We start from the raw sequence: 14,176 nt of genomic DNA, 5'->3' as shown, positions 1-14,176 counted from the left end.
GTCCACCGCCACCGAGGAGAACCGCTGATGGACGCCAAAACCGCCATTCTGGCCCGCGCCCGCGAGGCCATCTCCCGCTCCCAGCAGGGCCGGCCCGTGCGGGAGATTCCCCGCGACTACATTCGTGTCGGCGCCGATGCGCCCGGCTCCGAGCCCGTCGTGGCGGACATGGTGGAGAAGCTTGAGGACTACTCCGCCAAGGTTGTGCTGGCGCCCAAGGATGCGGCGATCCTCGACGGCATCGACGAGCTGCTCGGGGACGCGAAGACCGTCGTCGTCCCGGTCGGTCTGCCCCAGGCCTACAAGGAGGCGGCCGCCCGCGGCGGACGCACAGTGGTCGAAGACTCCCGCGAGGAGCAGATCCCCACGCTGGAGCTCAACGAGATCGACGCCGTCGTCACCTGCTCGCGGGTGGGGATCTCCCTGTCGGGCACGATCTGCCTGGACGGTGAGCCCGATCAGGGCCGGCGCGCCATCACCCTCGTGCCCGACAAACACGTCATCGTGCTGGAGCGTGAGACGATCATGCCGACGGTGCCGCAGGCCGTTGATGTTCTCGGCGAGCACCCCACTCGTCCGATGACGTGGATCGCCGGCCCTTCGGCCACCTCCGACATCGAGCTGGTGCGCGTCAACGGGGTGCACGGCCCCCGCAACCTGGGCGTCGTCATCGCCCACTGAGCCCACTGAGCGTCGGCGGGAATCCGTAGGCTGAGATCATGATTCCCGCCGACGCCTCACTGCCGCGTTCGGAGGCGCGGGCACGCCGGGATGCCTTGATCCAGTATCTGCGTGCCCGCGGCGAGGTCGAGGTGTCGGCGCTCCCCGAAGTATTCGGGGTGTCCGTCGAGACCATTCGCCGCGACTTGCGACAGCTGGAGTCAACCGGCCGCATTATCCGCTCCCACGGACGGGTCGCGGCCGCCGAATCGGCCGCATTCGAGACCAGCCAGGCCTTCCGCTCCGCCTATCACGCCGATGAGAAGGACCGCATCGCCCGGGCGGCCGCCGCCTGCCTGGAGAATGCGGAAACCGTCTTCCTCGATGAGGGCAACCAACCGCTGCTGGCGGGAAGGGCGCTGCCCACGGATCGCGATCTCACCATCGTGACCACCTCCCTGCCGACGGCGATCGAGCTCGCCGAGCGCCCGCACACCACCGTGATCGCCATTGGTGGCCGGGTGCGGCCCACCACCCTGGGCGCCGTCGATCACTGGGCCACCGCCATGCTGGAGCGCATGGAGCCGGACCTGGCCTTCATTGGCGCCAACGGCGTCACCGACGATGGTTGGCTCACCACCCCCGACCCGGCGGTCGCCGCGGTCAAGGAGACGGCACTCGCCGTCGCCCGCCGCGCCGTCTTCGTTGGCAGCCACGACAAGTTCGGGCACTCCACCTTCGTGCGCTTCGGCCACGTGCGTTCCCTGGAGCGCATCATTACCGGGCGGGAACTGCGCGGGACAACCGCACGCCGGCTGAGCTCCTTCGGGCCGCAGGTCGACCGGGTCTGAGCCGAGTCCGCGCGCACCCCGGCGAGCCCGCACAAGCCTGGCCGCACCGCGCGCCCCGGCGAGCCGAAACGGGCACGACGCCCCTCCCGCTCGGGCACCAGCTCGCCCGCACGGTCACCCACATCCGCGTCATGTCAACACTTTGGCGGGACCAGATCGGTCAGCCCAACGCGTCGAATCGGTCATCGGAGCGGTCACTTCCCGGCCGCACACTGGATTCACCGGCGAAGGACGCCGGCCCTGGATACCGACCAAAGGTGATCGAGCAACGATGCCCTCCTCCAACCGGCTCATAGCAGCCATACAGAAAACCGGATTCCCCACCAACCTCGCCGCCGGATTCCTCGCGGTCATTATCTTCGTCATCGGTGACGGCATCGAGGCAGTGTGGATCACCAACTATCTCTCCAGCGACGCGGTTGGCTTCCCCGTCTCCCAGGCGTCCATGATCGTCACCTCCTACGGGGTGGTTGTCGCCATCGCGGCCTTCCTCTCCGGCGCCCTGTGCGACGCGATCGGCTGCCGGCGAGTCATGCTCATCGGCCTGGTGTCATTCCTCGTATTCGACGCCCTGTTCATCTCGGTGGGTCTGCCGAGCCACAGCCTGCCGCTGCTGCTCCTGTTCTATGGAATGCGCGGCTTCGGCTACCCCATGTTTGCCTACGGGTTCCTCACCTGGACCATGATGGTGACCCCGCCGGCGCGCCAATCCTCGGTTTCCGGCTGGTTCTGGTTCGCCTTCAGCTTCGGCATGCAGCTGCTCGGCTCCTACCTCTCCAGCCTGCTGCTGCCGCACATCGGTCACATCGCCACCCTGTGGCTCGGTTGGATCCTGGCGGCCATCGGCGGCACGATCGGCATGCTGTTCCTGCGGTTGCACCCCTCCTCCGCGCAGACCCAAGGCAAGTCGGTGGCCGAATCCGTCGGCTCGGCCGTGTCCGTGCTATGGCGTTACCCGAAGGTATCCGTAGGCGGCGTCGTCAAGATCATCAACCTGTCCGGCCAGTACGGCATGCAGGCCTACTACGTGGTCTACCTGCACCGGGTTTTCGGAATGCCCGAATCCCAGGCAATCCTGGAATTCTCCATCTTCGGGTTCGTGGCCATTATCGGCGATGTCTTCTGGGGCGTCGTCGGAGACAAGATCGGCTGGCGCAACACGCTCCAGTGGTTCGCCACCCCCATCACGGCTGCGGCGCTGGCCTACATCTACCTGATCCCACTCATCGCGGGACCGAACTTCTTCCTCATCGCCCTGGGCACTTCTGCCGTCGGCATCGGGCTCAGCGCGCACGTACCCACCACGCCGCTCATCACCGCCCTCGCCCACGGCGAGACGGGCAACGCGCTGGCCATCCTCAACCTCGGCGCCGGGCTGGGCGCCTTCGTCGGCCCCGCTATCGTGACCCTGCTCATGGGTGACGAGACCACCGCTTCCGGCTACCTGTGGGTGGCCATGGCACTCGCCGGAATCTACGTCCTGTCCTTCTTCCTGTGCTTCGCGCTCAAGCTTCCCGGCAACGCCCGCATCCTCGATACCTCCGCGGTGAGCGACGACGCCCATAAGGAGGCGATCCCCGCCTGACCAGTCCTCAAACGCCGTCGTGCCCCATCCCGGCTCCACCGCCCCACCCGTGCGACATCACAGGCACCAACCGCCGTCGCGATCAGCCACCCGAACTCATACCCCAACCGATTCCAGGCAAGGATGTCCATCATGACCACCGCACTCGCTGACTCCCCGCTCGCCCCCGACTACGACCGCTCCGCCGTCACCATCGGCATCGTCCACATGGGGGTCGGCGGCTTCCACCGCGCCCACCAGGCCATGTACCTCGACCGCCTCATGCGGGCGGGCAAGGCCCTGAACTGGGGCATCTGCGGGGTGGGGCTGCTCCCCCAGGACGCGCGCATGCGCGACGCCCTGGCCGGGCAGGACTACCTCTACAGCCTCACCCTCAAGCACCCGGACGGCCACCACGAGCCCGCCGTCATCGGCTCCATCTGCGACTACCGCTTCGCCCCGGAGGACCGCGCCGGCGTGCTGGAGGTGATGACCGCACCCACCACCCGCATCGTCTCCCTCACCGTCACCGAGGGCGGCTACAACATCGACGACGCCACCGGAGTCTTCCGGGCCGACACCCCCGGCGCCGCCCACGACGCCGTCCACCCCCACGAGCCGGAGACCTCCTTCGGCTACATCGTCGAGGCGCTGCGACTGCGCCGTGAGGCCGGCGTCGCCCCATTCACGGTTATGAGCTGCGACAACCTACCCGGCAACGGGAAGATCGCCCGCACCGCCGTCGTCTCCCAGGCGCGCCTGGCCGACCCGGAGCTGGCCGACTGGATCGACGCCAACGTCTCCTTCCCCAACTGCATGGTCGACCGCATCACCCCGCAGACCACGCCCGCCGACATCGAGGAGGTGCGCGCCGAGCTGGGCGTAGAGGACGCCTGGCCGGTGGTCGCCGAGCCCTTCACCCAGTGGGTGCTGGAGGACGACTTCCCCGCCGGACGCCCGCCGTATGAGGAGGTCGGGGTGCAGATGGTCGACGACGTCGTCCCCTACGAGCTCATGAAACTGCGGCTGCTCAACGCCTCCCACCAGGGCCTGGCGCACTGGGGGCGGCTGCTCGGCATGGAGTACGCCCACACCGCCGCCGCGGATGACGACATCGCGGCCTGGGTGCGCGCCTACCTGGAGCGGGAGGCACGTCCGCGGCTGCTGCCGGTGCCCGGAATCGACCTGGATGAATACATCGATACGCTCTTCGAGCGGTTCACCAACGAGGCGATCGCGGACACCCTGCTGCGGCTGGCGCAGTTCGGCCCGTCCGGCATGCCGAAGTTCGTCCTGCCGACCGTGCGCGACAACCTGGCGGCGGGCGGGCCAGTGCGACTGGGCGCGGCCATGTGCGCCGCCTGGTCGCTGGGGGTGGCCGGCACCGACGAGAACGGGAACGCAATTCCCGTGGCCGATGATCTGCGCGCCTTCGCTGAGAAGCAGGAGGCGGGCGATGAGCTCGGCTTCATCGGCAACCGGGAGATCTTCGGCGACCTGGCCGAGGACGAGCGCTTCCGCGCCGCCTACACCGAGGAGCTGGCGGCGCTCAAGCGCGACGGCGCCCGCGCCCGCATGCGGGCCCTGGTGGCCGAGGCGTGAGCAAGACTGCGGGTGCTGACGGGCTCTTACCTATAACCTTGGAGCCCGTGAGTACCCGCGTCATTCTGCTTGCCGGACCGTCCGGCTCCGGCAAGACCTCCCTGCTGCGCCACGTCGGCGCGCGCCGCCTCAAACTCGACGATTTCTACCGTGACGGCGACGAGCCAGGCATGCCCCTGCTGGATGGGACCATCTCCGGCAGCGACGGCGTCACCCGCGCCGAGGCGATGAGCGACATCGACTGGGACAACCCGGCTTCCTGGGACGCCGACCGGGCCATGGCGGCGATTCTTGAGCTGTGTGCGGAGGGCTCCACCACCGTGCCCGTGTACTCGATCCCGGACAATGCCACCGTCGACTACACCACGCTCGATGTGGATGCTGCGCCGGCATACGTCGCCGAGGGCGTGTTTGCCGCCGAGCTGATCGACCGCTGCCGTGAGGCGGGCGTGCTCGCCGATGCGCTCGTGCTGCGCCGTCCGCGCCTGCAAACCTGGTGGTTCCGGCTGCGCCGCGACCTGGCCGAGCACCGCAAGCCGCTTCACGTGCTGCTCCGACGCGGCCTGCGGCTGGCCCACGAGGAGCCCGGCAAAATCGCCGGTTGGGTCGCCAAGGGCTGCCGCCTGGTGGACCGAGACGAATGCGAGAAGATCATCGCCCGGCACATTGGCGCGGGTGCCGAGCAGGCCCCTCGCCCCGCCGTCGAGCAGGCGCCCCGCTCCACCGTCGAGCCGCACCGCGGCGCCGACGACGCCGCCTGACCCCGCACGCCGTCCAGGCCATGCCCAGAATGCCAACTGACGCCCCGATCACCGACAGAGGAGCGCGGGCAGCTCATTCAGCGACCTGATGCAGCCACGAACGCAGCGGGTGCCAGATCGGTCCAAGTGGAACGCCCGCCATCCCGCGGTGCGCGCAGCCAGCACATCGAGTTCGAAATCGTCGCCAACGTAAGTGAGCTCCGAACCTGCTGTGCCCAGCGCCTCGACTGCCGCGTCAAAGGCCTCCCGATGAGGCTTTGCGACCCCCAAGGAGTCGGCAGTGAGTACGCATGCGAAGTACTCGCGAACACCGATCCGCTCAAGCTTCAGGTTCTGCTGCTGGTCATCGCCGTTGCTCAACACCGCGAGTTCAAAACCGCGCTTACGCAGTTCCTCCAAGCACGACGACACATCGGGATATGCCCGCCAGGCGCGCTTGTACTCAACCAGGTACGCCCCGAATAACTGGTCCAACTGCGCTGTATCGCTGACGGGCTTCACCAAAGCCTCAAGCAGGTCCGCCATGCGGCGCCGTCGCTGCTCGGCGAAAGTCACCTTCCCCTCCCGCCACGTCATGAAGTGCTCTTGCTCGGCACGATGCCAGGTGTCGTGCAGCAACGCCGTGGGCTCGGCCCCGATCAGGCGTAGGAAGTTGTCCAGGCCCTCGTCTGCCGAGGCTCTGTGATCCATCAGCGTCCCGTCAATGTCAAAGACGATGATTGCGTCGGTCATGGGGACCCTCCTGTCGAGTCGCGGCGGATCTTGCTGTGCGCGCGGCACTAGTGTGCCGTTGCTCGGAACGACACCTCGAGTCTGGGCACTCTAGAAGAGGAACGCCTCAAGGCTTTGGACTGGGACAGGGCCGGGATGCCGTCACACCCGTCCGCTCGATTCTCCGGCAGGCGTGCCCGTCCACCGGATCCCCAACACGCGCGCTGTGGTAGGAACACGCCATGGCTGTTTCCGCTCCCCGCCCGCCCCGCGCCCGCCCGGTGCGCCCGCGTGGTTTGGAACCCGGCGACGCCGTCGTGCTGCGCGCCGGCGGATACGCGGACCTCACTCGCTTGACCGGTGTGGACATCAGCGGGGTGGATCTGCGTGGCCTGGAGCTGGTGGAGTGTGTACTGGAGGATGTACGGGCAGACCGCGCTCATCTGGAGGAATGGAGTCTGGCCGAGTCACGGGTCGATCGGCTCACGGCTTCCGAGCTGCACGCCCAGCGCTCGACGTGGCGGGAGGCGTCGCTGGAGTCCTCGCGCATCGGCGCCCTGGAATCTCACGACGCGCAGTGGCGCGGAGTGCTCATTGACCAGTGCCGGATCGGTTTCCTGGGACTGGGACGGTCCAACCTGCTCGACGTCAGCTTCCACGACTGCATCATCGATACGCTGGACCTCACCGCCGCAACGCTCAACCGGGTTGCCTTGACGGACTGCCGGGTCGGGGAGCTGCGCATGCGGGAGAGCCGACTCACCGACGTCGATCTGCGGGGCCTCACGCTCAGCCAGATCGACGATGCCGCCGGCCTGCGCGGGGCGTGGGTCGGTGCCGACCAGCTGGTCGCACTCGCGCCCGCACTGGCCTCCCACGTGGGGCTGCGAGTCGTCTAGCTGCCGCTTCTTCCTCGTTCTTGCTCTTCCCTCTTCGCCAAAACCGGCACTGGTAACGCGCCCAGAACGACACCAATGGCGACCCGAGGCCGAGTGGCCGCGAGATGCGCTGGCGAGCGGTACCACCAACCGGCGATTTACGACCTTGGGGTACGTTCCACGACCCCGGAGAGGTCGAAAAACGTACCCCAAGGTCGTAAAACGTCAACGGGGGCTTGCCTCCACCGCGACGCGGCTGGTCGGCAACACGGTGCGCTTCGAGTAAGGAGCGTCGGCCCGCCCGGAAGTGAGTTACCGGCCTGCCGCATTCCGGAGAGAGCTCGCGGCGTACCCCGGCTCGCCGGGAAGTGAGCCTGCGCAACCGGCTTGAGCGGCCCCAGCCGGTACCGCGACCGCCCAATTCAGCGCCTCCGGGCATCAGCGGCCCGGCACCGTCAGCCCATCTCGGGCTTCGGCAGACCGGGTGTGGATCGGCAGTCGGCGCCGTCGTCGTCGGGATCAGCCGCGGCGCACCAGCGGGAAGGTGATGGTCTCCCGGATGCCCTGGCCGGTCAGTGCCATGAGCAGCCGGTCCACCCCCATGCCCATGCCGCCGCACGGCGGGAAGCCCTGCTCCATGGCCACCAGGAAGTCCTCGTCCAGCACCATGGCCTCGGGGTCGCCGTTCGCGGCGGCGAGCGCCTGCGCCTCGAAGCGCTCCCGCTGGATCACCGGGTCGGCCAGCTCCGAGTAGGCGGTGGCGGTCTCGGTGCCACGAATGTACAGGTCCCATTTCTCGGTCAGGCCCGGCCGGGAACGGTGGTAGCGGGTCAGCGGGGAGGTGTCCTCGGGGAAGTCGTAGACGAAGGTCGGCTCCCACAAATCATTGCCGACCGTCTCCTCGAAGATGTCCTCGACCACCTTGCCCGCCACGGCGTAGTCGTCCACCTCAAGGCCCAGCTTCTCGGCGATCCGCACCACCTGCTCACGCGGCGTCTCGACGGTAATCTCCTCGCCGACCGCCTCGGAGACGGAGGTGTACAGGTCGATCTTCTTCCACTCGCCCGACAGGTCGTACTCGGTGCCGTCGGCAAGCCGCACGATCTCCTCACCCTCGCTCAGGTCGAAGGCGTCGCGGGCGGCCTGCTGCACGAGATTCTGCGTCAGCGCGGCCATGCCGTCGTAATCGGAGTAAGCCTCATAGGCCTCCAGGGCAGCGAACTCCGGGGAGTGGGAGGAGTCCATACCCTCGTTGCGGAAGATCCGGCCGATCTCGAAGACGCGGTCCACGCCGCCCACCACGGCACGCTTGAGGTAGATCTCCGTGGCGATGCGCAGGTACAACTCCATGTCGAGCGCATTCATATGAGTGGTGAACGGCCGGGCGGCGGCGCCGCCGTGGATCACCTGCAGAATCGGCGTCTCGAGCTCGGTGTAGTCGCGGCCGTAGAAGTTCTCCCTCAGGCTGCGCACCACGGCGGCGCGGGTGCGCACCATGTCGCGGGCCGGGGGGCGGGTGAGCAGGTCCAGTTCCCGACGGCGCACCCGCTGCTCCTCCGACAGGGTCACCGCCTCGCCGGCCTCGTTGGTCCAGGTCTTAGGCAGGGGACGCAGCGCCTTGGAGGCGATACGCCAGGCGGGGACCGCGAGGTCGTCGTCGCCCAGGGTGGCGAGGTCGTCGCCAACGCCCTCCCGCAGCTCGGGCTCGGCGAAGACCGACAGCTCGCCGCGACGCGAGGAGCCGACGTGCCCGTGGACGAACAGGTGGTCGCCCAGGTCGACGTCGGCCTTGAAGGCGGCCAGGCTCGAGTGGCCCTGGCCCGGCAGCGACCTGGCGGACAGCATGGCCTGCAAGGTGGCGCCGGCGCCGTCCTGCAGGGTGACGAAGCACAGGCGCCCGGTGTTGCGTAGGAACACGACGCGACCGGCAACGCCGACGATGTCCTGTGTCTCCTCACCGGCTTGCAGGTGGCCGTAGCGCTCGCGCACGTCCGCGATCGTCGTGGTGAGCGGGACCGACACCGGGTAGGGGTCCCAGCCCTCGGCGCGCAGACGCTCGCGCTTGGCAGACCGGATCTGGAACTGGTCGCCGGAGGCGGGAGCGGCCTGGTGCGGCATGGGCGGGGCGGCGTCGGTCTGAGGCGCGGAAGTCTGCTGGTTCTCGGGGGCTTCACTCACGCGCGCGAGTGTAACCGTTGGTCCGGCTGTGCTCACATTCGGCAGGCGGCAACTCACGGTCAGCGAAGGGTACTCGCACCGCCTGAACAGCAGCTTCCCGTCGTGGCCAAAGATGGCAGCAGCAGGCTTTTCAATGGGTGATGGGTAAAGCAGTGTCCCCCAAGGAACGTGCCGAGGCGGTCAACTGGTCGTTGTCAGCAAGTACCTCCAGCCAGCAGGCGGGCGAATCACCTCGAGTTCCAGAAACGACCTTGAGCGACCCACTGTCTGCAGCGAATCCGCGCCCCGTAAAAGTCTCATACTGTGCGCGGCAGTCAACGCTCTGCGTCCCCACGTAGAAGATCTCAGTCTGATGCGGTTCTGCACAGCCTAATTCAAGCCCTTGGCCGTTAAGGCAGAGACGATACTGCCCGCCATCGAGGTAACCATCGCCGTCCGAGTCAGTGGCCCAGATGCCCGCGAGCGTGCCTTCCAGTTGCTCATCGTCCGTGTCCGTGACTGTACACACGGATGAGTCCCTGTCCGCCTCAGCAACTGTCAGCCGCGGGTTGATCACATCGACGCCGGGCTGCCCTCCCAGAAACAGCACAAGCGCGTCCTGGCCGCAGGCTTGATTCTGAGCGGGGATGAACACCTCGCGCTCATGGGACAGCATGCAATCGACACGCTCATCTCCCCTATAGCAGCCCGGTTCCAGACTTGCCGGTGTTGGCGTCCCAACACCGCCTCCTGCGTCCCTCCCAGCAGCATCGTCGTCGGCAGGCACAGATTCAGATACCACTTGGGACACCTCCGTGGCACCATGACCTGAATACTTGAAGAAGGGTAACCAACCCGCCGTATATATCGTGGCAAGGCTCGCAACAAATGCCGCAACCCCAACTACCAGCTTTACTGACCGACTAAGACCACGTCGCCACCAAGGAATGAAACGACCCTGCGGACGTTCGTTGCCCCCGCTTTGCAGATCTTCGTCAACGGTAGTTGATTCATCAATATCACCAGGTTCAGCCATAGCGATTACGACTCCAGCTGAACACCATAAATAACGCCAGTTATTGATTCGTCGGAATCACAGCTACCATCATCCCGCGTACGGCACTTCAATACAATCTTGAGGGCATTAACATTAGAAACATCCACAGTAAATGGATGCACCTCATTGAATGGAATATCGACAAAGTCGTCGCTCGTACCGTTCTTATAGATCTCAACCCTCAGTACATTGTCTGACGATCGTGACGTGTTCGCCTGACCGGCATTGAAAGTCAGGCTCTTGTAGCGATTAGCCAAGCGCAGTTCGATGACGCCCTCGTCCCACGCAAGTACAGATCCGACGCCCTTCTGCCCTTCCAGTGTCGCCACGTCATACAAGTCTTCGCTGACATCTTCACCTTCGACTGAGAAGAAGTCGGCCATTGTTAACTCTCTTCCCTCCGTCTGGTCTGGCTCGAGCACCCCGGGCTCACTACTACTATCAGCAGATGCGTCAAGCGTTTCCTCCGCTTTCAACTCAGAGTCTTCTGCAGGTTCTGGATCCGTCGCCAGAGACTCAGCAACATCAGGAGCATCGGAAGCGGTCGGAGCGGTAGCCGCCTCGGTCGTTGCCTCAACAACCGAGTCAGTAGAGGCCTGATCGTTAGGGGTGTTCGAGCATCCGGCACTCACAGCAACAATTACGAGGGCAGCAATGACCCTCCAGGGGTTCAGGGAACTCATGGCGCGATACTATGTGAGTTACACGCCACACGCAACGGGATCCCATCACAGCTCTTGACCTGAGCCCCTCTTTCTGACTCGAAATAATCGGTAAGCCCAGATCAGCGCATATTTCGCCGACGTGCGAGCTGCCTAGATGGAGGTTCGCATTCGCAAGTGCTCAACCTTCTGCCAGAGAGCTCAGCTTCTTGCCTCGGCGAGGGGCAGACCGGAGGAGCGCAGGCCCTGGAGACGGGCCACGTCAGAATCGGCGGGAACCTGGCCGGGCTCGGTGCCGCGCTCAATGATGTGGTTGTGCTCGTCAACGAAGACCACGTGCGGCAGGTAGGTGCGGGCCTGGTCATCGGGCAGCTGGGAGTAGCCGATGAGGATGACAATGTCCCCCGGATCCACCAGGTGCGCGGCGGCGCCGTTGACACAGATCTCGCCGGCACCGCGTTCGCCGGGGATGACGTAGGTGGACAGGCGGTTGCCGTTGGTGCAGTCGCAGATGTCCACACGCTCGCCGGGCAGCAGGTCCGCCGCGTCGAGCAGGTCGGCGTCCACGGTGATGGAGCCGACGTAGTCCAGGTCGGCCTGGGTCACGGTGGCGCGGTGAATCTTGGACGTCATCATCGTCCGAAGGCGGTTGCTCATCGTCTTCCAGCGTAGACGCCCCAGACCTTGGTGCCGCGGTGTCGTGATAGAGAAGACAGCGTGAGGAGGACAACGGTCCCTGGTACTCCGGCCACGCCGTGCACGGGACGTCAGCCGACCTGGCTGGCCGCCCCGACCTCGGTGGCGCGGGCGAGCCAGCGGTCCAACCGCTCCTCCTGGCGGCGCCGCAGCGCCCGCTCGGAAATGACGCGTTCAATGGCGGCAGCGTCGGCCAGATCCAGGTTGCTCAATGAGCGACTCACCTCAGCGTCCACCATGTCCAGGTGCAGTGCCGCCAGGTCGCGGCGGCGTGCAAACGGCCCCTGCACGAGCCGCAGAGACTGGATGCGCTCATAGGGGATCACACTGACGCGCCGCCACCAGCGTCCCAGCCGCAGCACCACGCAGGTTTCGGTCAGGGCGATCGCCTCCCGCCGCCAGGCCAGTGGGGAGAACAATCGCCCGCGGGGGCTGATGCGGATAAAACCACGTCCCGGGTCGCCCGCTGCCAAGCGCGCATCGCCCACGCCGTCATCGTCGCGCCCCGCCAGGGCCGCTTCTAGGAAGGCGTCGGGATCGACCACGCCCAAGTCGGGCATGACCAGCCACAGCGCCCGCAGGGCCGTGTCGCGGCGGCCTACCGGCAACAAGACGTTGACCCCGGTGTCCGCCACCCCGGAAGAGCTGACCTCGGCGGCGTTGCGTCCGGCCACGCTCACCTTCACCCGCCACCAGTCCGGTCCCCGCCACAGCAGTCCCTGTTCCAGCTGCACACCGTGAACGCGCCCCGGCGGCAGCGTGGAGGACGTCTCGGCCGTCAACCCGAAGCGCGCCCGGATGCCCGCAGGCGTGGCCGCGGCACGGAAGCGCCATCCCTTGTCGAACCGATTCCACAGGTGTCCGCCCAAGGCCGCAGGCATGACCATCATCGGCAGCACCCCGGTCAACGCCGCCGCCGCGCTGCCGTCCCCAAAGGCACCGGTAGCGATCCACGCCACAAGCAGTCCGACGAATCCCACCAGCAGCACCGTGGTCGTCAAGGTGCTGCCCGAGCGCAGCAGCGAGCCAATGAGGATGCGAGTGTCTACCTCGTACAGGTCATACTCGCCGTTCTGAAGACGTCCCTCCGGGATCGGTTGCGCGGCCGCAGCATCCTCAAAGCCGAGCGGCACCGAGAACAGGGCCGCGTCGGCATCCGTATCCTCGGCCGCGGATGCACGCGGCGACTCGTCTTCGGGCGTGTACCCGGCGGAGTCGGCAGGCCGAGACGGCCCGGTGCCCTCCGTCTCCCCGAGTTGCGCGGGCAGCGCCGGTTCCGTGTCCGATTCCGCCACATCGCGTGGCTCGCTGCCGTTGCCGCGTAGCTCTAATCCCGCAGCCAAGTCCAGGATGCGATCACGCAGCGCCTCCAGCTCGTGGCTGCGCAGGAAACCGATGGTGACATTCGAGCCGTCGCCCCCGGCAACCTCCACTCGCAGCCGCCCCAGGCCGAAGATCCGGCCGAGCAGCGGATGGATCACGTCGACGGACTGAATGCGCGGCAGGCGCGCAGTGCGCAGCTGCCGGTTGAGCACACCCGTGCGCAGGTAAACGGCGTCGCGGTCGACGGCGTAGGTGCGCATCCGCCACGACAGCCACAGCGCCACACCGATGGCCACCAACACGGTCAACGTTCCCGCCACAATGCCGCTCAGCAGCTGGGACGACACGTGCACTCCGCTCCTACTGACAGCCGAGTAGGCCTCAAGAACCGAGTCCACGTTCTGCCACAGCACGATGGCGAGTACCGCGGTGATGCCCTTCCACCCCTCAAGTAGCGGGGTGATGGGGTGGACGCGCCGCCACTCCACCTCGGTGGGCAGGGCAATCGCCCGATCTTGAGCGGGAGGAGTGGCCTTCCCGCGTCGCAGCAACCGGGTCGCGACCCGATCCGCAGAGGTCCGTGAAACATCGTCCTGCGGTGGCTGGGTGCGCGGGGACTGGAATCGACGCGTCTTCACAGTCCGGCCATCCTCTGCTCGCCGCGTTCGGACAGGAGCTGACGCAGGTTCTCCGCCTCGGCCACGGGCAGCCCGTTGATGGTCGCATCGGTCGTGGCCGACGCGGTGTGCAGTTTGACCTCCGCGATGCCCAGGTAGCGTCCCAAGGGCCCCTGAGAGGTGTCCACGAACTGCATGCGCCCATACGGGATCACGCTGATTCTGCGGAACATGATGCCCTTGCGCCACAGCAGGTGGTCCTCGGCCATGGCGTATCCCATGGCACGCACCTGGCGGGGAATGAGCCACAGCTCCCACACGGCACAGATCGCAGCCGCCGCAGCGCCAACATGCCACCAGGGGCTCGTCCATACTCCCGCGATCACGAATCCGATGAAGACAACGCCGTCGAGGATCAGGTTGGGGATGAGACGGGCGGTGATGAGACGCGGAGATACCGGACGGAAGTCAATCCCGTCGGGGGCGAAGGGGTCGGCCGCTGCTTTCGCGGCGTTGGGCGGGGCGGTAGGGGGCATAGTGGCTCCTGACGCTGGGATGCGCTGAGAATCGCAAAGCCGCCGGATGCGCACATCCTCCTGCGGTAGGACCCGACGCGGTCCCCGGGTCCTACCGCAGG

The 14,176-nt window shown here is 66.7% G+C and carries 13 protein-coding genes; 6 read left to right on the top strand and 7 right to left on the bottom strand.

The window, feature by feature from the left end; all coding sequences use genetic code 11:
- Nucleotides 1–27 precede the first annotated feature (27 nt).
- From RWX45_RS08085 to RWX45_RS08065, 5 genes are all read left to right on the top strand, one after another.
- The gene (locus RWX45_RS08085; RefSeq protein WP_316023220.1) at nt 28–681 is read left to right on the top strand and encodes a lactate utilization protein C; all 654 of its coding nucleotides are present in this window, start codon (nt 28–30) and stop codon (nt 679–681) included.
- Nucleotides 682–719: 38 nt separating this feature from the next.
- A complete protein-coding gene (locus tag RWX45_RS08080; RefSeq protein ID WP_316023218.1) occupies nt 720–1,511 on the top strand; it encodes a DeoR/GlpR family DNA-binding transcription regulator in 792 nt (263 codons plus the stop codon).
- A gap of 271 nt (nt 1,512–1,782) precedes the next feature.
- Nucleotides 1,783–3,096: an RbtT/DalT/CsbX family MFS transporter gene (locus tag RWX45_RS08075; RefSeq protein WP_316023217.1), complete on the top strand. Its 1,314-nt coding sequence runs from the start codon at nt 1,783–1,785 to the stop codon at nt 3,094–3,096.
- A gap of 132 nt (nt 3,097–3,228) precedes the next feature.
- Complete coding sequence (locus RWX45_RS08070; RefSeq protein ID WP_316023216.1) at nt 3,229–4,677, top strand: mannitol dehydrogenase family protein; 1,449 nt, start codon at nt 3,229–3,231, stop codon at nt 4,675–4,677.
- Between the two features lie 47 nt (nt 4,678–4,724).
- A complete protein-coding gene (locus tag RWX45_RS08065; protein WP_316023215.1) occupies nt 4,725–5,438 on the top strand; it encodes an ATP-binding protein in 714 nt (237 codons plus the stop codon).
- Between the two features lie 48 nt (nt 5,439–5,486).
- Here the strand turns inward: RWX45_RS08065 and RWX45_RS08060 are convergent, their stop codons facing one another.
- On the bottom strand, nt 5,487–6,170 hold the full coding sequence (locus tag RWX45_RS08060) for an HAD family hydrolase (RefSeq protein ID WP_316023214.1): 684 nt from the start codon (nt 6,168–6,170) through the stop codon (nt 5,487–5,489).
- A gap of 221 nt (nt 6,171–6,391) precedes the next feature.
- Between RWX45_RS08060 and RWX45_RS08055 the strand changes: the two genes are divergently transcribed.
- Nucleotides 6,392–7,048, top strand: a complete 657-nt coding sequence (locus tag RWX45_RS08055; RefSeq protein ID WP_316023213.1) for a pentapeptide repeat-containing protein — start codon at nt 6,392–6,394, stop codon at nt 7,046–7,048.
- Nucleotides 7,049–7,546: 498 nt separating this feature from the next.
- Here the strand turns inward: RWX45_RS08055 and RWX45_RS08050 are convergent, their stop codons facing one another.
- The 6 genes from RWX45_RS08050 to RWX45_RS08025 form a co-directional block, all read right to left on the bottom strand.
- Entirely contained in the window at nt 7,547–9,145 is a 1,599-nt protein-coding gene (locus RWX45_RS08050) for a lysine--tRNA ligase (protein ID WP_316023219.1), read from the bottom strand.
- A 190-nt stretch (nt 9,146–9,335) separates the two neighbouring features.
- Nucleotides 9,336–9,860 carry a hypothetical protein gene (locus tag RWX45_RS08045; protein ID WP_316023212.1) on the bottom strand — a complete coding sequence of 175 codons (525 nt, stop codon included), beginning with the start codon at nt 9,858–9,860 and terminating at the stop codon, nt 9,336–9,338.
- A 365-nt stretch (nt 9,861–10,225) separates the two neighbouring features.
- The gene (locus tag RWX45_RS08040; protein ID WP_316023211.1) at nt 10,226–10,924 is read right to left on the bottom strand and encodes a hypothetical protein; all 699 of its coding nucleotides are present in this window, start codon (nt 10,922–10,924) and stop codon (nt 10,226–10,228) included.
- Nucleotides 10,925–11,104: 180 nt separating this feature from the next.
- Nucleotides 11,105–11,560 carry an aspartate 1-decarboxylase gene (gene panD / locus RWX45_RS08035; protein ID WP_316023210.1) on the bottom strand — a complete coding sequence of 152 codons (456 nt, stop codon included), beginning with the start codon at nt 11,558–11,560 and terminating at the stop codon, nt 11,105–11,107.
- A gap of 110 nt (nt 11,561–11,670) precedes the next feature.
- On the bottom strand, nt 11,671–13,560 hold the full coding sequence (locus tag RWX45_RS08030; RefSeq protein ID WP_316023209.1) for a PH domain-containing protein: 1,890 nt from the start codon (nt 13,558–13,560) through the stop codon (nt 11,671–11,673).
- On the bottom strand, nt 13,557–14,075 hold the full coding sequence (locus tag RWX45_RS08025) for a PH domain-containing protein (RefSeq protein ID WP_316023208.1): 519 nt from the start codon (nt 14,073–14,075) through the stop codon (nt 13,557–13,559). The genes RWX45_RS08030 and RWX45_RS08025 overlap by 4 nt, the downstream gene beginning before the upstream one ends.
- Nucleotides 14,076–14,176: the final 101 nt, after the last annotated feature.

This window comes from Actinomyces sp. MRS3W, assembly GCF_032465695.1.
GTDB lineage: Bacteria > Actinomycetota > Actinomycetes > Actinomycetales > Actinomycetaceae > Actinomyces.
This window is presented reverse-complemented; position numbering and strand designations above follow the sequence as displayed.